This window comes from Streptomyces kronopolitis (assembly GCF_014646275.1).
Lineage (GTDB): Bacteria > Actinomycetota > Actinomycetes > Streptomycetales > Streptomycetaceae > Streptomyces > Streptomyces kronopolitis.
Window position 1 is genome coordinate 66,763 of the sequence record NZ_BMND01000030.1, and the last position, 22,205, is coordinate 88,967.

Annotated in this window: 19 protein-coding genes; 10 read left to right on the top strand and 9 right to left on the bottom strand. The window is 74.3% G+C overall.

All coding sequences use genetic code 11. The features are described from left to right. Positions 1-84: 84 nt before the first annotated feature. From IEY78_RS26420 to fahA, 3 genes are all read right to left on the bottom strand, one after another. Complete coding sequence (locus IEY78_RS26420; RefSeq protein WP_189102394.1) at positions 85-570, bottom strand: hypothetical protein; 486 nt, start codon at positions 568-570, stop codon at positions 85-87. Positions 571-754: 184 nt separating this feature from the next. Beyond that, positions 755-1,399: a GOLPH3/VPS74 family protein gene (locus tag IEY78_RS26425; protein WP_189102396.1), complete on the bottom strand. Its 645-nt coding sequence runs from the start codon at positions 1,397-1,399 to the stop codon at positions 755-757. Next, the gene (fahA, locus tag IEY78_RS26430) at positions 1,396-2,598 is read right to left on the bottom strand and encodes a fumarylacetoacetase (RefSeq protein WP_189102398.1); all 1,203 of its coding nucleotides are present in this window, start codon (positions 2,596-2,598) and stop codon (positions 1,396-1,398) included. Before fahA ends, IEY78_RS26425 begins: the two co-directional genes overlap by 4 nt. A 273-nt stretch (positions 2,599-2,871) precedes the next feature. Here fahA and IEY78_RS26435 point away from each other — a divergent pair, with 273 nt between their 5' ends. The 5 genes from IEY78_RS26435 to IEY78_RS26455 all read left to right on the top strand — a co-directional run bounded on the left by IEY78_RS26435 (position 2,872) and on the right by IEY78_RS26455 (position 8,640). Then, positions 2,872-4,152 (top strand): carboxylate--amine ligase, encoded by a 1,281-nt coding sequence (locus IEY78_RS26435; RefSeq protein ID WP_189102400.1) that lies wholly within the window; start codon positions 2,872-2,874, stop codon positions 4,150-4,152. Then, positions 4,149-5,351: an FAD-dependent oxidoreductase gene (locus IEY78_RS26440; protein WP_189102402.1), complete on the top strand. Its 1,203-nt coding sequence runs from the start codon at positions 4,149-4,151 to the stop codon at positions 5,349-5,351. The genes IEY78_RS26435 and IEY78_RS26440 overlap by 4 nt, the downstream gene beginning before the upstream one ends. Before the next feature lie 363 nt (positions 5,352-5,714). After that, a complete protein-coding gene (locus IEY78_RS26445; RefSeq protein ID WP_189102404.1) occupies positions 5,715-6,728 on the top strand; it encodes a polyprenyl synthetase family protein in 1,014 nt (337 codons plus the stop codon). A gap of 284 nt (positions 6,729-7,012) precedes the next feature. Beyond that, positions 7,013-8,278 carry a LolA family protein gene (locus IEY78_RS26450; protein ID WP_189102405.1) on the top strand — a complete coding sequence of 422 codons (1,266 nt, stop codon included), beginning with the start codon at positions 7,013-7,015 and terminating at the stop codon, positions 8,276-8,278. A gap of 98 nt (positions 8,279-8,376) precedes the next feature. Continuing rightward, entirely contained in the window at positions 8,377-8,640 is a 264-nt protein-coding gene (locus IEY78_RS26455; protein ID WP_189102406.1) for a hypothetical protein, read from the top strand. Here the strand turns inward: IEY78_RS26455 and rarD are convergent. The 6 genes from rarD to IEY78_RS26485 form a co-directional block, all read right to left on the bottom strand. Further along, positions 8,630-9,664, bottom strand: a complete 1,035-nt coding sequence (rarD, locus tag IEY78_RS26460) for an EamA family transporter RarD (RefSeq protein ID WP_189102407.1) — start codon at positions 9,662-9,664, stop codon at positions 8,630-8,632. The two genes, IEY78_RS26455 and rarD, sit on opposite strands and share 11 nt — an antisense overlap. Before the next feature lie 226 nt (positions 9,665-9,890). Further along, positions 9,891-10,985 (bottom strand): 2-oxoacid:ferredoxin oxidoreductase subunit beta, encoded by a 1,095-nt coding sequence (locus tag IEY78_RS26465; RefSeq protein ID WP_189102408.1) that lies wholly within the window; start codon positions 10,983-10,985, stop codon positions 9,891-9,893. Continuing rightward, the gene (locus IEY78_RS26470) at positions 10,978-12,930 is read right to left on the bottom strand and encodes a 2-oxoacid:acceptor oxidoreductase subunit alpha (RefSeq protein ID WP_189102409.1); all 1,953 of its coding nucleotides are present in this window, start codon (positions 12,928-12,930) and stop codon (positions 10,978-10,980) included. Before IEY78_RS26470 ends, IEY78_RS26465 begins: the two co-directional genes overlap by 8 nt. 295 nt (positions 12,931-13,225) lie before the next feature. Next, positions 13,226-13,885 (bottom strand): response regulator transcription factor, encoded by a 660-nt coding sequence (locus IEY78_RS26475; RefSeq protein WP_189102427.1) that lies wholly within the window; start codon positions 13,883-13,885, stop codon positions 13,226-13,228. A 174-nt stretch (positions 13,886-14,059) separates the two neighbouring features. After that, on the bottom strand, positions 14,060-15,373 hold the full coding sequence (locus tag IEY78_RS26480) for a sensor histidine kinase (RefSeq protein WP_189102429.1): 1,314 nt from the start codon (positions 15,371-15,373) through the stop codon (positions 14,060-14,062). A gap of 181 nt (positions 15,374-15,554) precedes the next feature. Continuing rightward, positions 15,555-16,817 carry a sensor histidine kinase gene (locus IEY78_RS26485; protein WP_189102410.1) on the bottom strand — a complete coding sequence of 421 codons (1,263 nt, stop codon included), beginning with the start codon at positions 16,815-16,817 and terminating at the stop codon, positions 15,555-15,557. 270 nt (positions 16,818-17,087) lie between these two features. On the opposite strand from IEY78_RS26485, the gene IEY78_RS26490 reads away from it, so the two are divergent. From IEY78_RS26490 to IEY78_RS26510, 5 genes are all read left to right on the top strand, one after another. Further along, positions 17,088-18,395 carry an EsaB/YukD family protein gene (locus IEY78_RS26490; RefSeq protein ID WP_373294251.1) on the top strand — a complete coding sequence of 436 codons (1,308 nt, stop codon included), beginning with the start codon at positions 17,088-17,090 and terminating at the stop codon, positions 18,393-18,395. A gap of 754 nt (positions 18,396-19,149) precedes the next feature. Continuing rightward, a complete protein-coding gene (locus IEY78_RS26495) occupies positions 19,150-20,136 on the top strand; it encodes a CpaE/TadZ family protein (protein WP_229700189.1) in 987 nt (328 codons plus the stop codon). A 232-nt stretch (positions 20,137-20,368) separates the two neighbouring features. Next, a complete protein-coding gene (locus tag IEY78_RS26500; RefSeq protein ID WP_189102412.1) occupies positions 20,369-20,770 on the top strand; it encodes an NADH-quinone oxidoreductase subunit A in 402 nt (133 codons plus the stop codon). Beyond that, complete coding sequence (locus tag IEY78_RS26505) at positions 20,761-21,399, top strand: NADH-quinone oxidoreductase subunit B (protein WP_189102413.1); 639 nt, start codon at positions 20,761-20,763, stop codon at positions 21,397-21,399. Before IEY78_RS26500 ends, IEY78_RS26505 begins: the two co-directional genes overlap by 10 nt. Continuing rightward, the coding region (locus tag IEY78_RS26510) for an NADH-quinone oxidoreductase subunit C (protein ID WP_189102414.1) at positions 21,396-22,205 on the top strand (810 nt) is incomplete at its 3' end. The genes IEY78_RS26505 and IEY78_RS26510, both read left to right, overlap by 4 nt.

A 22,205-nucleotide genomic window follows, 5' to 3' on the forward strand; every position in this document is an offset into this window, starting at 1 on the left:
CGACGGCCCGGCGGCACGGCGACGGCCGCCGTCCGGAACCCTCGGGGGGCTCCGGGCGGCGGCCGTCGCCGTGCGGCGCGCGGGTCAGCTCTTGGGCATCTGGCTCGGCAGCTGCGGCATGTCCGGGATCTTCACGCTGCCGTCCTCGGCCTTGGCGAACTTCTCGGTGGGGCCGTTCTTCCAGTCGACGGTCAGGCTCTTGCCGTCCGCGCCGGGCTTGAGGGTGCCCATGGTGCGGGTGGTGTCGCCGTCGGTGCACTTGAGGGCGGCCATCGCCACCCCGCCCATCTCCTGGACCTTGCCCAGGCAGGCGGCCTGGTGCCCGTTGCTGAAGGCGACGGTGCCCTGGCTGATCACGAGGACCAGCGGCTTCTTGGCCGAGCCGGACTTCCAGGCCCCCTCGACCGCGCCGGAGCCCGCGGACTTGCCGGCGCTTCCCGGAGTCGACGGCGCATCCTGCGGCGCCTTGCTCGGCTTGCTGTCGCTGCCGGTGTCGCCGCTGCTTCCGCAGCCGCTGAGCAGCATCGCGGCGATGGCGGCCGCCCCGGCGATCTGCGCTGCCTTGCGCACGTGCGTCTCCTAGATCGTGGGTCAGGTGCCGTGAGGCTAACAGCGGCCCCGGCGGCCCTTCGAGCCGTGCGCACGATTGCGGCGGCGCCGGTACGGAGTTGGTGTGGGGCTGTGACGTAGGGGCGGACAGAAGGGGCGGAAGGGACAGGGGGGTGATGTCCGGTATGCGGCTCGCCGGAGCGGGTCAGCTCCCGTCCGCCGTCGACTTGTCCGCCCGTACCGCGCGTTCGACCGCCCGCGCCGTCCAGATCTCCTGCGCGAGGCGCTTCATCGCACGGCGTGCGGTGCGGTGGTCGCGGCCGGGCAGGACGGTGCGGTCCAGGCCGGCCGCGGAGACCAGCGCGCCGAGCAGCCGGCCGCGGTGGTCAGGGAACCCCGCGGCGGCCGCGGCCACGAAGCGCTCCCGGGCCGGGCCGAGGAGGTCGACCGCTCCGGCCGGGAACCGCTCGTACGGGAAGAGGCCCAGCGCCCGCCGGGGCTCCCTGCGCAGTGCGCCGCGCTCCACTAGCCGCCGCAGGCACAGCTCCTGGAGCGGCCGGCCGGCATGCCGCACCCAGCGCTGCGCGGCGGCGCCCCGGCGCTGCTTGGCGGGCGTCGGCAGGGCCGCCAGCGCACCGTCCAGCACCGGATCGCCCGGCGGCAGCGGATTGACCACCGCGATCCGGCCGCCGCGCTCCTCGGCGACCCGCCCCGCCTGCTCCAGCTCGGCCAGCGCCGCGCCGGCCAGCCCCCACCGCAGATACCGGGCGTGGTGCAGGGGCCGGCCGCGGGCCGGGTCGTGGGCGAGCAGCAGCAGCTCCTCGGCGAGGGTGAGCGGCGGCGTGGTCACTTCGCGGGCAGGATGCGGCCGGTGACCTCGCCCAGCCCGATCCGGGACCCGTCGGGGCCGGGCGCCCAGGCGCTGAGGGTGACCTCGTCGCCGTCCTGGAGGTAGGGGCCCTTGCCGCGGGTGAGTTCGAGCAGGCAGCCGAGCTGGTCGGGGTCGGGCCCGGAGACCGTGCCGGAGGCGAACAGGTCGCCGGTGCGCAGCGAGGCGCCGTTGACCGTCATGTGGGCGAGCTGCTGGGCGGCCGTCCAGTACATGGCCGAGAAGGGCGGCCGGGAGACCGTCTCGCCGTTGATCCGCACCTCGATCCGCAGGTCGAGGCCGCCCGGCTCGGCCGCCGCGTCGTCGAGGTAGGGCAGCAGCGGGAAGTCCCGGGCGGGCGGCGGTGTCCGGGCCTCGTCCAGCGCGTCGAGCGGGGTGATCCAGGCGGAGACGGAGGTGGCGAAGGACTTGCCGAGGAACGGGCCGAGCGGCACGTACTCCCAGGCCTGGATGTCGCGGGCGGACCAGTCGTTGACCAGGCAGACGCCGAAGACGTGCTCGCGGAAGGCGTCGAGGCCGACCGGCTCGTGGAGCGTGGAGGGCGTGCCGACGACGAAGCCGACCTCGGCTTCGATGTCGAGCCGCAGGGACGGGCCGAAGGAGGGCAGCTCGTCCTCGGGGGCCTTGCGCTGGCCCTGCGGCCGGACGACCGGGGTGCCGGTGGCGACGACGGTGCCCGCCCGGCCGTGGTAGCCGATCGGCAGGTGCTTCCAGTTGGGGGGCAGCGCCGCGCCGTTGGGGCGGAAGATCCGGCCGACGTTGGTGGCGTGGTGCTCGCTGGAGTAGAAGTCGACGTAGTCGGCGACCTCGAAGGGGAGGTGCAGGGTGACCTCGTCCAACGGGTGGAACAGCGGCGCCACTTCGCCGCGGTGCGCGGGGTCGGTCACCGCGCTGCGGACGGCCGCGCGGATCTGCTGCCAGACGGGCCGGCCGGCCGCGAGCAGCGGGTTGAGGGTCGGCGCCGCGAGGAGTTCGGCATGCGGACGGATGGCGGCGGGCAGGGCGCTCGGCAGCGCGCTCAGATCCAGCACCCGGTCGCCGTAGCGGACGCCGATCCGGCGCCGGTCGGGCGCGTCGGCGGTGCTGAAGACGCCGTACGGGAGGTTGTGCGGGCCGAAGGGATCGCCTTCCGCCAGGTCGAACGGGCTCTGCTCGGGCATGGACAGCTCCTCGCGTTCGTCGTCGCCGGTGGGCGGCCGGGCCCGGTGGCCCGCGGACCGTGGGGCCCGTTGATCAGAGTACGGCCGGGCGCCGGCCGCCGGGGCGGTTGGGGCGCGACGGCGCAGATGCGTAGGAAGAGCGGGGCTCATCGCGCCGTTCGTCGCGCCCCGCGCCTCGGCAATGTCCGGAAAAGCCTTGCTGCACTGCGCAATTCGGGCCTAGCTTCCTTTCCTGGCACGGGCCGGGGAGGGACCGTGCCGTTGGGGGGACACGTGGTTCGCAGTGGCGCACGGCTCGCGGTCGACCGGAGCGTTCCGGGGCTGATCGTGAAGATCGGCTCCTACCCCCTGCACCACGGCGGTGTGGGGGCGATCCGCACGCTGGGGCGGCTCGGGGTGCCCATGTACGCCGTCACGGAGGACCGCTGGACGCCCGCGGCCGCCTCCCGCTACCTCCGCGGCCGCTTCGTGTGGCCCACCACCGGGCGCGAGGATCCGGAGCGCCTGGTCGCGGGGCTGCTGCGGATCGGGCGGCGGATCGGCCGGCCGACGCTGCTGATCCCCACCGACGAAGAGGCGGCGGTGCTGACGGCCGAGCACGCCGAGGCGCTCGCCGGGTCGTTCCTCTTCCCCCGCCCCGCCCCCGGCCTGCCCCGGCGGCTGGCCAGCAAGCAGGGGCTGCACGAGCTGTGCACCGCCCACGGGGTGCCCTCGCCGGCCGCCGTCTTCCCCGGCTCGTACGCGGACATCGAGGCGTACGCGGGGCGGGCGCGCTTCCCGGTGGTGGCCAAGAACCGCGAGGCGTTCGTGCGCCGCGCGCGGCCCGCCGTCACGGGCACGACCCGGATCGCCGGGCCGCAGCAGCTGCTGGACCTGGCGCGCGACTGGGGCCCGCGCCCCGGGGTGATCCTCCAGGAGTACCTGCCGCGGGAGCACGCCGAGGACTGGGTCGTGCACGGCTGCTTCGCCGCGGACGGTGCGCCGCTGGCGCTGTTCACCGGCGTCAAGGTGCGCTCCTGGCCGCCGCACGCCGGCATGACGGCCTGCGCCCATGTCGCCGACAACCCCGAACTCGCCAAGATGAGCGCCCGGTTCATCCGCCGCATCGGCTTCACCGGCATCGCCGACCTGGACTGGCGCTTCGACCGCCGCGACGGCCGCTACAAGCTGCTGGACTTCAACCCGCGGATGGGTGCGCAGTTCCGGCTCTTCGAGAACACCGCGGGGGTGGACGTGGTCCGCGCCCAGCATCTGGCGCTCACCGGGCGCACCGTCCCCGAGGGCGCCCAGCGCACCGGGCACCGCTTCGTCGTCGAGAACGTCGATCTGCCCGCGCGCTGGGCGTACCGGCGCAGCGGACGCCGCCCCCCGCACGTCCCGGCGCCGGCCGCCGGCACCGAGCTCGCGTGGTTCGCCGGCGATGACCCGCTGCCGTTCCTGACGATGCTCGCGCGCTCCGCCGGGCCGGGCGCCAGACATCTGATGCAGCTGCGGCGGGCGGGCCGCCGGGCGGGTGCCCAGGCACCGATCGAGCAAGGGGAGGGACCGAATTGAGCACTCCGGTAGCGGTGATCGGGGCCGGGCCGTACGGGCTGTCGACGGCCGCGCATTTACGGGCGCGCGGCCTGCCGGTGCGGGTCTTCGGGCAGCCGATGGTGAGCTGGCGGGAGCAGATGCCCGCGGGCATGCTGCTCAAGTCGACGCCGGAGGCGTCGAGCATCGACGCCCCGCAGCCCGGGCACGCCCTCGCGGACTTCTGCGCGGCGACGGGGGAGGGGCCGTTCGCGTCGGACTGGGACCTGGTCCCCGTCGAGGCCTTCGTCCGGTACGGGCGGTGGGTGCAGCGGCAGCTGGTCCCCGATCTGGAGCAGGTCCGGGTGGTCTCGGTCGACCGGCGGGCCGACGGCTTCGAGCTGAAACTCGACAGCGGGGAGCAGGTCGGGGCGCGGGCGGTGGTCGTCGCCACGGGGCTGAGCGGGCTGGCGCACCTGCCGCCGGAGCTGGCCGCCGCGATCCCCGACGGCCCGTCCGCCACCGGAGCGGTCTCGCACAGCTCGCAGCACCACGACCTGTCCGCGCTGGCCGGCCGGTCGGTGGTCGTGATCGGCGCCGGGCAGTCGGCGCTGGAGAGCGCGGTGCTGCTGGCCGAGGCGGGGGCGGAGTCGGTGCGGGTGGTGGCGCGTGGTCCGGCCGCGGTGGGCTTCGGGGTGCCGCCGGACCGGCAGCCCCGCCTGCGGCCCTCCTCGCCGTTCGGCAACGCCTGGTCGCTGCACGCGCTGTCGTACCACGCCGGCGGCTTCCGCCGGCTGCCGGTGCCCGCCCGGCGCTATCTGGTGCGCCGGGTGCTCGGCCCGCTGGGGGCGTGGTGGCTGCGGGACCGCTTCGCCGGCCGGGTGCAGGTGACGCAGGGGCGGCGGATCGTGCGGGCCACGGTCCGCGAGGGGCGCCCCGTGCTGGCGCTGCGCGGCGCCGACGGGCAGGGCGGGGAGCTGGCCGCCGATCATGTGCTGGCCGCGACCGGCTACCGGATGGACCTGGCGGCGCTGGACTTCCTGGGCCAGGGGCTGCGCACCGAGGTCGTGACGCGGGCCGGCGGACCGCTGCTGGACGCCGGATTCCGCTCGTCGGTTCCGGGGCTGTACTTCACGGGGCTGCCGGCGGCCGCCTCGTTCGGGCCGGTGATGCGCTTCGTGTGCGGCACGGAATTCGCCTCCCCGCGGCTGGCACGGGCCCTGGCACGGGCGTACGGGTGAGCGGCGGGCCCCGGGCGGACGGCGGCCCGGGGCCTCGGCGGCGAGGGCGGCGGTGAGGGGCCGTCGGCTGCCTCGGGATGGCCGAAAACGGCATGCCGCCCGCCGGTATTCGGCTCTCCCGCCACCGCGGTGACGACCGCGGCCCGGGACCGCGCGCGGTCCCCGCCGGCCCCCGCGCTCCCGCCCCGCGCGCACGTCAACAGGCGGGGCCCCACGCACCTGCCAGGGGGGTGCGGTGCTTCCCGGGCGGTTCGGGGGGCGGGCGCTCACGGTGATCGAACTGCGACCGGATACGCTGGCCAATGGTGGAGACAGCGACAGATCGACATTCAGTTTGATCGTCAGCAGACAGGAGTACCCCTCGTGACCGTCGTCGGGCCCTTCGGGCTGAGCGTGCGGGACCAGGCTCTTGAGGCCGATGTCCAGGCCGGGTTGGCGGCTGTCGAGGAGGGCCTGCTGGAGGCCACCAAGAGCGACGTGCCGTTCATCACCGGATCCGCGCAGCACCTCGTGCGCGCGGGCGGCAAGCGGTTCCGGCCGCTGCTGGTGATGCTGGCCGCGCAATTCGGTGACCCCCACAGCCCCGGCGTGGTGCCCTCCGCGGTCGTGGTGGAGCTGACGCACCTGGCGACGCTCTACCACGACGACGTGATGGACGAGGCGGACGTGCGCCGCGGCGTGGCCAGCGCCAACGCCCGCTGGGGCAACTCCGTCGCGGTGCTGACCGGCGACTTCCTGTTCGCCCGCGCCTCGCACATCCTCGCCGACCTCGGACCGGACGCGGTCCGGATCCAGGCCGAGGCGTTCGAGCGCCTGGTGACCGGCCAGATCCTGGAGACCGCCGGACCGCGCGACGGCCGCGACCCCATCGACCACTACCTCGACGTCCTCGCGGGCAAGACCGGCTCGCTGGTCGCGGTCGCGATGCGCTTCGGCGCGATGATGTCGGGCGCCGACGAGTCGACCGTCAACATCCTCACCCAGTACGGCGAGCGGCTGGGCACCGCCTTCCAGTTGGCCGACGACGTCCTGGACATCGCCAGCGACTCCCACGAATCGGGCAAGACGCCCGGCACGGACCTGCGCGAGGGCATCCCGACGCTGCCCGTACTGCGCCTGCGGGCACGGGCCGAGAGCAGCTCCGGCACGGCCGAGGACCGCGCGCTGGCCGAGCTGCTGGCCGGCGACCTCACCGACGACGCCCGGCACGCGGAGGCGCTGGCCGGGCTGCGCGCCCACCCGGCGCTCGAAGAGGCCCGGCGGGACACCGTCCGCCACGCCGAGGAGGCGCGCGCCTCGCTGGCGCCGCTGCCGGCCTGCACGGCCAAGGCGGCCCTCGAAGGCCTCTGCGACGCGGTCGTGCACCGGGCGGGCTGAGCCCGTCCCCGAGGCTGCCCCGAGGCCCGTTCCCGCGGCCGTCCCCGAGGCCCGTTCCGCCGTCCCCTAGGGAGCTATCAGACTCCCGGCGTACGGAGTTCCCGCGTGAGGTGACCGCGTGTCATACCTCAGCAGTACGACAAGTTGCTCCCGCGGGCTGACGTATGGCGCCAGGGGATTTGGTGAGATGGAAACCATCAAGGCGCGGCGGACGGGCCACAATGAGCCCAGGGGTGGACGAGTGGACAGCGCAACAGCCGCCGCAGACGACGGAGGTAGGGCAGATGCCACGCAACGAACCGACAGAGGGCACCGAGAGCTGGGACGGGGAGGGCTCCGCCAGGCGTCGTAAGGCGGCGCGGTACGCGGTGCCGGTCGCGGTGGGGGTCGTGGCGGCGGCCACGATCGGGCTGGTCCCGGCGTTCGCCGGCTCGGGCTCCCCGGAGCTGCCGAAGATCTCGGCGCAGGACCTGATAGCCAAGATGGCCAAGTCGGACGTCCAGCAGCTCTCCGGCACGGTCAAGGTCAGCACGGACCTCGGCCTGCCGTCCCTGCCGGGCGGCGCGGGCGGTGCGGGCGCCTTCGGCGGCGGGCAGGGCGGGGGCGGCGGATCCGCCGCGCCGCAGAGCAAGCTGATGGAGCTGGCGTCCGGGACGCACACCCTGCGCGTGGCCTCCGACGGCCCCGAGAAGCAGCGGGTGTCGATCCTCGACAAGGCCGCCGAGTACAGCCTCGTCCACAACGGCAACGAGGTGTGGGGGTACGACAGCGGCAGCAACACCGCCTTCCACCACACCGCGCCCGGGAACGCCGCGCACGGCAAGCGGCAGGCCCCCGAGGAAGTCCCCCCGGGTCTGAAGAACGCCACTCCGCAGGACCTCGCGAAGCGGGCCCTCCAGGCGGCCGGCGACACGACCTCGGTCACCGTCGACGGCACCGCCAAGGTCGCCGGGCGGGACGCCTACCAGCTGCTCATCAAGCCCAAGCAGTCGGCCTCCACGGTCGGCTCGATCCGGGTCGCGGTGGACGCCGAGAAGGGCGTGCCGCTGAAGTTCACCCTGACCCCGAAGAGCGGTGGCGCGGCCGCCATCGACGTCGGTTACACCAGCGTCGACTTCGCCAAGCCCGCCGCGAGCACGTTCTCCTTCACCCCGCCCAAGGGAGCCAAGGTCGTCGACGGCGGCGCGGCGGACGCGAAGGCGCACCGCCCGCACGGCAAGGGCGGCGCGGCCTCCGAGGGCATGAAGGCCGCCCAGGACATGGGCGGGATGAACGTCCTCGGCAAGGGCTGGACGTCCATCGCCACGATCAAGGGCGAGGGTTCCGGCCTGCCCTCCGGCAAGGGCAAGGACACGAGCAAGGGCAAGGGAGCTGCCGGCGGCCCCGCGGCGTTCCTGGACAGCATCGGCGACACGGTGCACGGCTCCTTCGGCTCCGGCAAGGTCTTCAGCACCCGCCTGGTCAACGCCCTGGTCACGGACAAGGGCACGCTCTACGTCGGCGCCGTCGACAAGCAGGCCCTGATCGACGCGGCCAACGCCGCCAAGTAACGGGCCCCGCTGCCCTCGCGGGCCGCGCCGCGCCGTCCCTCCCGGGGCGTCGCGGCGCGGCCCGCGGACCCATTCGTACGACGTGGGGGAGCCAGCCGATGCCACCGCCACCCGCACCACCGCCACCCGCACCACGGACGCCCGCACCACGGCCCGACGCACCACGGCCGGACGGCCCGCGGACCGAAGGGTCCGGCCCGGGGCATGCGTCGGCCGGGGACCCGGCGATCGAGACCCGGGGGCTGACCAAGGCCTACCGCGGCGGCCGGCTCGCCGTGGACGGCCTCGATCAGGCGCTGTACGCCCTGGTGTTCGGCTCGGCGGCCTGGGCGCGGTTCGCCGGCCGGGACATCACCGCGTGAGGCCGTCGGAGGACTCCGGCGCCGTATTGCCCGTGGCGGCCTCCGCCGCGGCCGCCGCCCGGGCGGCATCCGCCGCCTGGAGCGCGCCGACCGCGGCCGCCTCGCCCGAGCGGGCCGCGGCGTCGGCCAGTGCCGCCCGCCCGCGCCGTGCGGTCCGCAGCGCGTCCCAGGTCAGCAGCGTCAGGGCCACCCACACCAGCGCGAAGCCGGCCCAGCGCTCCGGCGGCATCGCCTCGTGGAAGACGGTGAGCCCCAGCAGGAACTGAAAGGTCGGGGCCAGATACTGCAGCATCCCGATCATGGTCAGCGGCAGTCGCATGGCCGAGGCGCCGAAGCAGATCAGCGGCACGGCGGTGGCGATGCCGCAGCCCGCGAGCAGCAGTGCCTGGCCCACCCCGCCGGTGACGAAGTCGGCCCGGCCGTGCAGGCCCAGGTAGACCAGGAAGCCCAGGGCGGGCAGCAGCTGCATGGCCGTCTCCGCGCTGAAGCCCTCGATGCCGTCGAGCTTGACGCCCTTCTTGACCAGCCCGTACGTCGCGAACGAGAAGGCCAGCCCGAGCGCGATCCAGGGCATCTTGCCGTAGGCGACGGTCATCACGACCACGGACACGGCGCCGACCGCCACCGCCGTCCACTGCAGCGGCCGCAGCCGCTCGCGCAGGAAGAGCACCCCGAACGCGATGCTGACCAGCGGGTTGATGAAGTAGCCCAGCGACGCCTCCAGGACGTGCCCGGAGTTGACCGCCCAGATGTAGAGGAACCAGTTCGCCGAGATGACCGCGGCGCTGAGCAGGATCAGCGCGAGCCGCCGGGGCTGCCGCAGCAGCGGGCCCACCCAGGACCAGCGGCGGAGCACCGCCAGGATGACGAGCGCGACGGGCAGCGACCACGCCATGCGGTGGGCCAGGATCTCGGACGGCGCGGCGGCGTCCAGGAGATGCCAGTAGAGGGGCAGCAGGCCCCACATGGTGTAGGCGGCGACGCCGTAGCCGAGTCCGGCACGCTGATCGCTTCGAGTCGGCAAGGGACCCTCCTGGTGGCGCGTCGTCGACCCTGCGAAGGTAACGCCGCGCGCGCCGTCTGTCATGTGTGTTCCGATATACGGTCATGACAGCCCGCGGAGTCCGGTGACGGAACGGCGACGGGGTGCCCGCAGGGACCGTCCGAGGACGTTCCGCTGCGGGCACCCCGCGGGTGCTTCGCCGGCTCCGGTGGGCGGTTGGGCCCGGGAACCGTGGTGGACCGGGCCGTCAGCCGACGACGGTCCAGGTGTCGTTGCCGGTCAGCAGGGCGCCGAGGTCGCCCTTGCCCTTCTGCTCGATGGCGGCGTCGAGCTGGTCGGACATCAGGGTGTCGTAGACCGGGCGTTCGACGCTGCGCAGCACCCCGATGGGGGTGTGGTGGAGGGTGTCGGCGTCGGCGAGCCGGGAGAGGGCGAAGGCCGTGGTGGGCGAGGGGTTGTGCGCGTCGTGCACCAGCACCCCGCCCAAGCCTTCCTCCCGGACGTCGATGACCTTGAGGTCGCCGGTGGCGGGGTCGCGGACCACGCCCTTGGAGCCGAAACCGTCGGGGGCCAGCGCGCCGAAGCGGATCGGCTCGCCGTGCTCCAGGCGGATGACGGCCTCCTGGGCCTGCTCCTTGTCCTTGAGGACCTCGAAGGCGCCGTCGTTGAAGATGTTGCAGTTCTGGTAGATCTCCACCAGCGCCGTGCCGGGGTGGGCGGCGGCCTCGCGCAGCACCGAGGTGAGGTGCTTGCGGTCGGAGTCGACGGTGCGGGCCACGAAGGACGCCTCGGCGCCCAGGGCCAGCGAGACGGGGTTGAACGGGGCGTCCAGCGAGCCCATCGGCGTCGACTTGGTGATCTTGCCGACCTCGGAGGTGGGGCTGTACTGGCCCTTGGTCAGCCCGTAGATCCGGTTGTTGAACAGCAGGATCTTGAGGTTGACGTTGCGCCGCAGGGCGTGGATGAGGTGGTTGCCGCCGATGGACAGCGCGTCGCCGTCGCCGGTGACGACCCAGACGGACAGGTCGCGCCGGGAGGAGGCCAGGCCGGTGGCGATGGCCGGGGCGCGGCCGTGGATGGAGTGCATCCCGTAGGTGTTCATGTAGTACGGGAAGCGGGAGGAGCAGCCGATGCCGGAGACGAAGACGATGTTCTCCTTCGCCAGGCCGAGTTCGGGCATGAAGCCCTGCACGGCGGCGAGGACGGCGTAGTCGCCGCAGCCGGGGCACCAGCGCACTTCCTGATCGGACTTGAAGTCCTTCATGGACTGCTTGGCCTCGGCCTTGGGCACCAGGGACAGCGCCTCGATCTGCGAGGGCCGCTCCGAGATCGCCTCAGTCATTGATGGCCTCCTTAAAGACCTCCGCGAGCTGCTCGGCCTTGAACGGCATGCCGCTGACCTGGGTGTGCGAATGCGCGTCGACGAGGTAGCGGGCGCGCAGCAGGGTGGCGAGCTGTCCGAGGTTCATCTCCGGCACGATCACCTTGTCGTAACGTGCCAGGACCTCGCCCAGATTCCGCGGGAAGGGGTTGAGGTGGCGCAGATGGGCCTGCGCGATGCGCCCCCCGGCGCCGCGCACCCGGCGGACCGCCGCGGTGATCGGGCCGTAGGTCGAACCCCAGCCCAGGACCAGGGTCCGCGCGCCGGTGCCGGCGTCGTCGGCGGGGTCGTCGACCTCCAGCTCCGGGACCTGGACGCCGTCGACCTTCGCCTGGCGGGTGCGCACCATGAAGTCGTGGTTGGCCGGGTCGTAGGAGATGTTGCCGGTGCCGTCCTGCTTCTCGATGCCGCCGATGCGGTGCTCCAGGCCCGGCGTGCCCGGCACCGCCCAGGGGCGGGCCAGCGTCTGCTCATCGCGCTTGAACGGCCAGAAGACCTCGGTGCCGTCGGCCAGCTGGTGGTTGGGGCCGGACGCGAACTGCACGCGCAGGTCGGGGAGTTCGTCGACGTCGGGGATCCGCCAGGGCTCGGAGCCGTTGGCCAGGTAGCCGTCGGAGAGCAGGAAGACGGGCGTGCGGTAGGTCAGCGCGATGCGGGCCGCGTCCAGGGCCGCGTCGAAGCAGTCGGCGGGGGTCCGGGGCGCCACGATCGGCACCGGCGCCTCGCCGTTGCGGCCGTACATCGCCTGGAGCAGATCGGCCTGCTCGGTCTTGGTGGGCAGCCCCGTCGAGGGCCCGCCGCGCTGGATGTCCACGACCAGCAGCGGCAGCTCCAGGCTGACCGCCAGGCCGATCGTCTCCGACTTCAGCGCCACACCCGGGCCGGAGGTGGTCGTCACCGCCAGCGCACCGCCGAAGGCCGCGCCCAGCGCCGCGCCGATCCCGGCGATCTCGTCCTCCGCCTGGAACGTGCGCACACCGAAGTTCTTGTGCTTGGACAGCTCGTGCAGGATGTCCGAGGCCGGGGTGATGGGGTACGAGCCGAGATACAGCGGCAGATCCGCCTGCCGGCCCGCCGCGATCAGCCCGTAGGACAGCGCGAGATTGCCGGAGATATTGCGGTACGTGCCGGTGGGAAAGGCCCTGGTCGCCGGGGCGACCTCATAGGAGACGGCGAAATCCTCCGTCGTCTCACCGAAATTCCAGCCGGCCCGGAACGCGGTGACATTCGCCTCCGCGATATCCGGCTTCTTCGCGAACTTCGCCCGCAGGAACTTCTCGGTCCCCTCGGTCGGCCGGTGGTACATCCACGACAGCAGCCCCAGCGCGAACATGTTCTTGCTGCGCTCGGCCTCCTTGCGGGAGAGCCCGAACTCCTTGAGCGCCTCGATCGTCAGCGTGGTCAGCGGCACCGGATGGACGTTGTAGGCCTCCAGCGAACCGTCCTCCAGCGGGCTGGTCGCATAGCCGACCTTCGCCATCGGGCGCTTGGTGAATTCATCGGTGTTCACGATGATGTCCGCACCCCGCGGCACATCCCCGATATTCGCCTTCAGCGCCGCCGGATTCATCGCGACCAATACGTTCGGCGCGTCACCGGGCGTGAGGATGTCGTGGTCGGCGAAGTGCAGCTGGAAGCTGGAGACGCCCGGCAGGGTCCCGGCGGGGGCCCGGATCTCGGCGGGGAAATTCGGCAGCGTCGACAGGTCGTTCCCGAACGACGCCGTCTCGGAGGTGAACCGGTCGCCGGTGAGCTGCATACCGTCACCGGAGTCACCCGCGAACCGGATGATCACCCGGTCCAGGCGCCGGACTTCCTTGCCTTCCCCGCCGGCGCCGGATGCGCGCTGTTCCCCGACAAGCGCTGCATCGGTCTGCTCGGCTGGGCTACTGACCTGGCTGGTCACTGCTTCGGACCTCCCTCGAGGGGTGCGGCGTCCCCGCCGGAGGCAGGGCTCGGGACGTGTCGTACCGACCGGTTGTCCCCTCGCCATCGTACGTGGGTAAGGGTGGCCTTCCCTGGGGCGGTCGCATGCTGGACGTCGACGTGAGACACCGATCTGGTGTGTTTTGTCATGAAATCACCGCCCCCGCGACCCCCTCGCCCATGACGCTCCGGACTCCGCCATTGGTTCTACTACCAAAGTCCTGGATCCCGGTGGAAAACGCCTCGGGCCACCTCTCTGACAGGGTGTCAGACCGTCAGGAACTGAGGTAGGTGAGCACCGCGAGCACCCGACGGTGATCCCCGTCACTCTGCGCCAGGCCCAGCTTCAGGAAGATGTTGCTGACGTGCTTCTCGACCGCGCCCGCGCTGACCACCAGCTCCCGGGCCACCGCGGAGTTCGTCCGCCCCTCGGCCATCAGGCCCAGGACCTCCCGCTCCCGGGGCGTCAGATGCGCCAGCACGTCCTGCTTGCGGCTGCGGCCCAGCAGCTGCGCCACCACCTCCGGGTCCAGCGCGGTCCCGCCCCCGGCGACCCGGACCACCGCGTCGACGAACTCCCGCACCTCGGCCACCCGGTCCTTGAGCAGATAGCCGATGCCCCGGGTGGAGCCGGCCAGCAGCTCCGTGGCGTACTGCTCCTCGACGTACTGCGAGAGCACCAGCACCCCCAGGCCGGGGTGGTCGCGGCGCAGCCGGATCGCGGCCCGCACCCCCTCGTCGGTGTGCGTCGGCGGCATCCGCACGTCCGCCACCACCACGTCCGGCAGCGCGCCCGCGGCCGCCAGCTCACCGATCACCTCGATCAGCGCCTCGGCGTCCGCCACGCCCGCCACGACCTCGTGCCCCCGGTCGGTGAGCAGCCGGGTCAGGCCCTCCCGCAGCAGCACCGAGTCCTCGGCGATGACCACCCGCACCTTGTCCTCCACGGCTCAGATTCCCCCATGCCCTCAGTGCATCCCGCTCTGCCGCCTCCAGCATCCCAGCATCCGGACGGGGGCGCGGCGGGGAAGCCGGGGAAGCCGGGGAAGAGGGCAGGGGAGCAGCGGCGGCGGGCCCCGGGCACCGGCCCGGGAGCCCGCCGGCCCGGGTCAGCCGCGCCAGGGCAGTTCGGCGGTGATCCGGGTCGGGCCGCCGTCCGGGGAGTCCACGAGCAGCAGGCCGTCGACGGCCGCCAGGCGCTCGGCGAGACCTGCCAGACCGGTGCCGGCACCGGTGTGCGCGCCGCCCCGCCCGTCGTCCGCGACCAGCACCATCAGCCGGTCCTCGGAGCGCCAGACGTCCAGCGTCGCGCTGCCGGCACACGAGTGCTTGGAGACGTTCTGCAGCAGCTCGGAGGCGGTGAAGTAGGCGATGCCCTCGATCGCGGCGGCCGGGCGGCGCATGGCCTCGACGCTCACCGTGACCGGCACCGTGCACCGCGCGGCCAGCGCCGACAGGGCCGGGCCGAGACCGCGGTCGGTGAGGATCGCCGGGTGGATGCCGCGGGCCAGGTCCCGCAGCTCCTGAAGGGCGATCTTCACCTCGCCGTGCGCCTCGTCCACCATCTTCGCGGCGGCCTGCGGGTCCTCGTCGAGCTTCTCCCTGGCCAGGCCCAGGTCCATGGCGAGCGCCACCAGCCGGGCCTGGGCGCCGTCGTGCAGATCGCGCTCGATGCGGCGCAGGTCGGCCGCCGCGGTGTCCACCACCACCCCGCGGTCCGACTCCAGCTCCTCGACCCGGGTGGCGAGGGTGGAGGGCCCCAGCAGGCCCTGGACCATGACCCGGTCCACCTGGGTCAGCCCGCGAACCACCCACGGCCCGGCCAGCACCATCAGCAGCCCGACCCCGCCGGTGACGGCCAGCTCCGCCGGGCCGTCCAGGAAGGCGCCGTGGCCCTGGCCGTCGCCCCACAGCTGGAGGCCCGGCTGGTCGACGTACGCGGGGAAGGCCCACCGCCACAACGGATAGCTCAGCAGCGCCCACCCGACGGTCCAGAACGTCAGCGTGCAGACGAAGGAGAAGATCCCCCACGGGAAGTGCAGCAGGCCGTAGACGACGTGCCGCCAGGACGCCCCGCTCTTCAGCACCGCCCCGACCCACCCCATCAGGCCCGGCTTCGCGGCCCGGACGGGCCCCGGATCGGCGACGTCCAGCCCCAGCAGGGCGCGGGCCCGGGCCCGCTCCAGGGCGCCGAGGCCGCGGGCGCCGGCGAGGCCGGCGGCCAGCACCGGGATGCCCAGGAACGTCACCAGCAGGCCGGCGCCCAGGGAGACCACCGTCACCGTGTAGGTGAACATCACCATGGCCATCGGGAGGTTGAGGAAGAGGTACAGGGTCTCCCGCCAGGTGCGCCCGGAGAACGGGGCGCGCAGCCCCACGGGCACACGGGAGCCGCGGTGCTGCGGTGCGTATGCGGAATCCATCGTCTCGTCGTCCATTTCTGCCGGTTCGCCCGGCCGGTTCTGCCGGTCGCGGCGCCGCCCGCGGCCACCGCCCCTCGTCCGTCCCTCCCAGGGTCCGCGCCCGGCGCCCGCCGCACCATGAGGGCCTTCGCAGTCTTCGCCGGGGGTTTTCCCCACCCCCGGAGGCGTCCGGCAGCGCGCCTCAGCGGTCCGCCAGCGCCGGACCGGGCCCGGTCCGCGCCCGCCACGGCAGCTCCGCCGTCACCCGGGTGGGACCGCCCACCGGCGAATCCAGTACGAACAGCCCGTCCACCGACGCCAGCCGCCCGGCGAGCCCGGCCATCCCGCTGCCGCCGTCCAGCCGCGCCCCGCCCCGCCCGTCGTCCGTCACCAGGATCAGCAGCCGGTCGCCCGCCCGGCGCCCGCCACCTCCCGGGTCCGAGAGCCCCGCGGTCCCGCCCCCCTCAGCCCGCCACACCTCCACCGACGCCCGCCGCGCCGCACTGTGCTTGGAGACGTTCTGCAGCAGCTCCGAGACGGTGAAGTAGGCGATGCCCTCGATGGCGGGCGCGGGCCGCTCGGCCAGGTCCACCGAGGTGGTCACCGGCACCGTGCAGCGCCCGGCCAGCGAGGCCAGCGCGGGCCCGAGACCGCGGTCGGTGAGGATCGCCGGGTGGATGCCGCGGGCCAGGTCCCGCAGTTCCTGGAGGGCGAGCTTCACCTCGCCGTGCGCCTCGTCCACCATCTTCGCGGCGGCCCGCGGATCCTCCAGCAGCTTCTCCTTGGCCAGCCCGAGCCCCATCGCGAGGGCCACCAGGCGGGCCTGCGCGCCGTCGTGCAGATCCCGTTCGATGCGCCGCAGATCGGCGGCCGCGGTGTCGGTGACCGTCACCCGGTCCGACTCCAGCTCGGCGATCCGCCGCTCCAGCTCGTCGGAGGGCGAGAGCAGCCCGCGCACCATCGCCCGGTCCACGTCGGACAGCCGGCGCGCCACCCACGGCAGCACCGGCCACCCCACGACCAGCAGGACGAGGACGACGGTGAAGGTGAGCAGGACCCACGGCAGCCGGACGAAGGCGAACAGCGCGTGCCGCCAGGCGACCGGGTCCTTCAGGCAGGTCCACAGCCACGGGAAGAACCCCGGCTCCCGCGGCCGCAGCCGGCTCGGCTCCGCGACCCGCAGCCCCAGCAGCGCCGCGGCCCGGGCGCGCTCCAGCCGCCCGTACTGCCGGCACGCCAGCAGCCCCGTCGCCAGCAGCGGCAGCCCGATCACGGTGACGGACAGCCCGATGCCCAGCGTGAGCCACACCAGCACCACCACGAACGCCGCCAGCCCCAGCGGGAAGTTGGCCAGGAGGAAGGCGATCTCCCGCCACATCGGGCCACCGAACCGTGGCCGGGGCGGCTGCGGCGGGGCGCCGCCGGGGACATCGGCGGCGGCATCGGGCCGGGATCTTTCCGTCATGGGCCCAGCCTGCCCGGCCGCGCCGCCCGGTGCCATGGGGCGCAGGGGGTGGCCGGTGGTGGGGTTTTCCGCACCCTGTCCCGGTTCGTCGCCGGCCGCTCGCGCGAGGCGGGCCGGCCGGCCGCATTCCGGGCCGCCCGGGCGGTGGCGGCCGGGCCGTATCGTGGCAGGATGACGGGCGGCGCGTGCGCCCGGAGTGAGCCCCACTGACAGCAACACAGGGACCGCGTCGGCATGGTGAGTGTGAGTACGGGGAGGGGTTCGGGGGCCGTGTCGGGTACCTCCCTCAGCCGGGTGACCCTGGTGGGCGAGCGGCGCCGGGTCGATCTCGTGCTCCCCGCGCGGGAGTCCCTCGGCGCGCTGCTGCCCGAGGTCCTGCGGCTGCTCGGCGACCGGCCGGGCCAACACCCCTTGGCGCGGCGGCTGATGGCCGCCGACGGAACGGTGCTCTCACCGGACGACTCGCTCGCCTCGGCGCGGGTGGCCGACGGGGCCGAGCTGCGGCTCGTACCGGAAGACGGGACACCGGCGGCGGCCGCACCCGACACCACGGACGAGGTCGCCGACGAACTGCGGGTGCACGGCCGGCGCTGGGGCGCGCGGAGCCGGACGTGGACGGCCGGTGCGGCGAGCGTGCTGCTGGCCGCCATCGCCGGTACGGCGGCGGTGAGTTGGTACGGATCCGGTGCCGCGCTCCCGCTCGGGATCGCCGGGGCGGCGGCCGCGGTGCTCGGCGCCGTCCGCGCGGGACCCGCCCGCCGTCCGCTGCACACCGCGCTCCTGCTGCTGGGCGGGGCGCTCGGCGTGCTCGCCGCCTGTCAGGCCTCCGCGCCGGGCGCGGAGCGGCTGGCGGCCGTCGGACTGACCGTCGCGGCCGTGCTCGCGCTGCTCGGGGTCCGTACGGGGCCGGTGCGCGGCGGGCTCGTCGGCGCGGCGGCGGTCGTCTGCGCGGTGGGCGCCTGGGAGGCCGGACTGGCACTGACCGGCCCGGCACGTACGGGAGTTGCGCTGGGCGCCCTCTCGGTGCTCGTGCTGGGGTATCTGCCCCGGCTGGCGCTGCGGACGGCCGGGCTGACCCGCCTGGACGACCTGCGCTCCGGCGGCGCGCCGGTGAGCCGGCACCAGGTGGCGACCGCCCTGGGCGCGACCCATCGCGGTCTCGCGCCGGCCACCGTCGCCGTGGCGGTCTCCGCGGGCGCGGCGGGTGTGCTCGCCGGGCAGGCGGGGGACGGCTGGTCGGCCGCCGCCGCGGCGCTGTTGTGCCTGGTCACGCTGGCGCGTGCGCGGGCCTATCCGCTGGCGGTCGAGGTCCTCGCGCTGCTGGCGGCCGGCACGGCGGTCGCGGTGTCGCTGACGCTGCGGTGGGCGGCCGCCTCGGGTGATCCGGCGGGTGCGCTGGCCGTGTTGGGCGTGCTGGCGGTGCTACCGCTCGCCGCGCTCGCGCCGCGGCCGCCGGAGCACGTCCGGGACCGGCTGCGCCGGCTGCTGGATCTCGTCGAGTCGGTCGGTGCGGTGGCGCTGATCCCGGTGGCCCTCGGGGCGTTCGGGGTCTACAGCGGGCTGCCGCACGCGTTCTGAGCCGGAGGCGGAGACGGACATGGCAGCGGAGGGACCAGTGGCGGCGGACGGGCCGGGGGCGGGTGGACCGGCGGCGGACGGACCGGCAGCAGGCGGGCCGACGGCGGACGGGCCGGCGGGGAACGACGCGCAGTGCGAGGTGCTGCGGGAGCGGGGCGGGGGAGCGATGACAGCGGGGGACGCGGGCGATACCGGGGCCGGAGCCATGACCGGAGCCGCCTTCGCCGAGGCGCAGGTGTGGGACCTCCCCACGACCCCGGCGGCGGAGCCGGCCGCGCCCGGGGGGACGCCCGGGCCGTCCGCGGAGCCCCTGCCGGCGGCGGCCCGGACGGCCGAGCCGCGTCCCGGCGGTGCGCTGCTTCCGCCTGTGCCCTCGGCCCCTTCGGCCCCTTCGGCCCCTTCGGCCCCTTCGGCCCCTTCGGCCCCTTCGGCCCCTGCGGTCCCTGCGATGCCTTCCTCTTCTTCCTCCTACGGGTCTTCGTCCTACGGGTCCTCCTCCTACGGACCGGCCCCCGCGGGGTACGCCCCTTCCGGGTATCCGGGGGCGCCCGCCGGGTATCCGCCCGTGCCGCCCGTTCCCCCGCAGGCGCCCGCGCCCGCTCCGCCCGGGGGCCCCGCTGCCCCCGGGGCGGCTCCCTCCCCGGCCCCGGACCCGCAGGTCGCCGCACCCGGCGCCGCCCCCGTGCACACGCCGACCCCCCTCCACGCCCCCGCTCCCGTCCACGCCCCCGCTCCCGTCCGAGGGGCCGCCCCGATGCGGAGGTCCGGGCCCACCCCCGTCTCCGTGCCGCTGATGCCGCCCGAGCTGGACGCGCTGCGCAGCAAGCCGCGGCACGGGGAGTCCGTCACCCAGCGCGCGGGGCGGGCCGTGCGGCGGGCGATCGCCTCGTCGCCCGCGGCGGAGACCACCGCCGTCACCCAGGCCGGGTACGCCATCCAGCAGCCGGTCACCACCGGCCGGCAGATCGCGGTGACCAGCATCCGGGGCGGCGCGGGCAAGTCCACGGTGTCCGCGCTGCTGGCCCTCACCTACGCGCACTACCGCGCCGATCCGGTGCTGGCCGTCGAGGCCGATCCGGCGCTCGGCACGCTCCCGCACCGGCTGGGCGCGACGGAGGTGCGCTGGTCGGGAACCGACCTGGCGCAGATCGTCGATCCGTCGATGCTGATCACGGACCTGACCGGGTATCTGATTCCGTTTCCGGGCGGCGGCTGGCTGCTGCCCGGCAGCCAGGGCGCCATCGGCACCCGCCTGGACCTCGACACCTACCGGGTCGTGATGACCTCGCTGCGCCGGTACTTCGCGACCACGGTCGTCGACTGCGAGACGCTGCCCGCCGAGGTGGCGCGCACCGCGCTGGTGACGACGCAGGCCCGCGTCCTGGTCTGCCCGGCGACTCCGGAGGGCGTGGCCGCCACCCGCTCCGTACTGGACTGGGTCGGGGGCCTGCACCCCCGGATGTTGCCGACGACCGTCGTGGTGCTCAGCCATGCCGCGCCGGACACCGGGCTCGACGTCCGCAGGGCCGCCGAGCACCTCGCCGTCGGCGGCGCGCAGGTGCTTCCGCTTCCGTACGACCGGCATCTCGCGGCGGGCGGGGCGATCCGTACGGAGCTGCTCGGTGAGCGGACGCTCCAGGCGGCGGCCCGGATCGCGGCCGAGGCGATGAACCGGGCCGTCTCACGGACCGAGAACGGCCGGCCGCCGACCGGCCGGGACGCCCCGCCGCCGGCCCGGTGACGGGGTGGCCGGCGCCCGTCGCGCCCTCGCATGTGTCCGCTCCGCGAGACGGCCGCTGAGACAACCTGACCCGCGGGCTACGCTCCCTGCCGCCCAGGTAGGGCGAAGTGGGGACAAGCTCACCGTCGGCGACGACGCGGCTTCTCGGGGCGGACCGGCCAGGGCCTAGACTCCCGTCCGTACAGATCGTCGAAGTCGTTGAACAAGCGCAGTCAGGGAGCGAGGGGCGTACGTGGTGGACGCGACCGGACGCACCACCGTCGCCGCGGAGTATTTCCAGGGTTACTCGGTCGTCGGGATCATCGCCCTGATCGGGGTGCTCTTCGTGGCCGTGGCCTTCGGGGCCGGGCGGCTGCTACGACCGGTGGTGCCGACCCCCGAGAAACTGCTGACGTATGAATGCGGCGTGGACCCGGTCGGCGAGGGCTGGGCGCACACCCAGGTCCGCTACTACGTCTACGCCTTCCTTTACGTCATCTTCGCCGTCGACTCGATCTTCCTGTTCCCCTGGGCGACGATCTTCGCCGCTCCCGGCTTCGGTGGTGTGACGCTGGTGGAGATGTTCATCTTCCTCGGCTTCCTCGCCATCGGCCTGCTCTACGCATGGAAGAAGGGCGTCCTGGAATGGACGTGAACCCCGCACCCCACGGGCCCGCTGCCGCGTCCGAGGGCGCCGGCCCCGAGTTCCTGCCGGAGCCGCGGCGCCTGGGCACCCTCGCCCGGCTCGCGCCCGAACCGATGAAGGTGGTCCTCAACTGGGGCCGCCGCTACAGCCTGTGGGTCTTCAACTTCGGTCTGGCCTGCTGCGCCATCGAGTTCATCGCCGCGTCCATGGCGCGGCACGACTTCATCCGGCTCGGCGTGATCCCGTTCGCGCCCGGCCCGCGCCAGGCCGACCTGATGGTCGTCTCCGGCACGGTCACCGACAAGATGGCGCCGGCGGTCAAGCGGCTCTACGAGCAGATGCCCGAGCCGAAGTACGTCATCTCCTTCGGGGCCTGCTCCAACTGCGGTGGCCCCTACTGGGATTCGTACGCCGTCACCAAGGGCGTCGACCAGATCATCCCGGTGGACGTGTACGTCCCGGGCTGCCCGCCGCGGCCGGAGGCGCTGCTCCAGGGCATCCTCAAGCTCCAGGAGAAGATCGCCCGCGAGTCGCTGGGGGAGCGGTACGCGCAGGGCGGCGCCGCCCGGCCCTCGGCGGCCGCGCTGCGCAGCGGACTCGTCACGCCGCCCGCGCCGGCGGGGGAGGAGCCCCGATGAGCGAGCAGCCCGAGAATCCCGAGCAGCAGCCGGGGAAGCCCGAGCAGCAGCCGGCGGGCGCCGAGCCGGCGGAGGCGCCTGCGGAAGCCCCTGAGCAGTCGGAAGTCGCTGAGCAGCCGGAAGCCGCCGAGCCGCCCGCGCCCGAGCCCGTCGTCGGCTGGCTGCCGCGGCCCGCGAGCGAGATCTTCGGCGCCGGGGCCACCGCGGAGCTGGCCTACGACCTGCTGACCGTCGACGTGCCCGCGGACGGTTGGCTCACCGCGCTGACGGCCGCCCGCGACGACCTCGGCTGCCGCTACTTCGACTGGCTGAGCGCCGTCGACGAACCCGGCACCGGCTTCCGGGTCTGCGCCCATCTCGTGCGGGTGGCGCGCCCCGGCACCGTCGACCGGCTGCTGGTGCGGACGACCGTGCCGCACGAGGCGGCCGCGCTGCCCACCGCCCTCGCGGTCTACCCGGGCGCCGGCTGGCACGAGCGCGAGACCCACGAGATGTTCGGCATCGACTTCACCGGCCATCCGCACCTCGTACCGCTGCTCCTCCCGGACAGCTTCGAAGGCCACCCGCTGCGCAAGGACTTCGTCCTGGCGGCGCGGGTCGCCAAGGCGTGGCCGGGGGCCAAGGAGCCAGGGGAATCCGAGCACGGCGGGCCCAAGCGCCGCCAGATGCTGCCCCCGGGCGTCCCGGACCCGAACGAATGGGGCCCGCTGAAGGGCCAGCTGCCGCCGGCTCCGGCGCGCCCGGCACGGGGTGCGCGGGCCGCGGGCGGTGCCGGTGCGGCGGGCGGCGCGGCGGGCGAGCGCCCG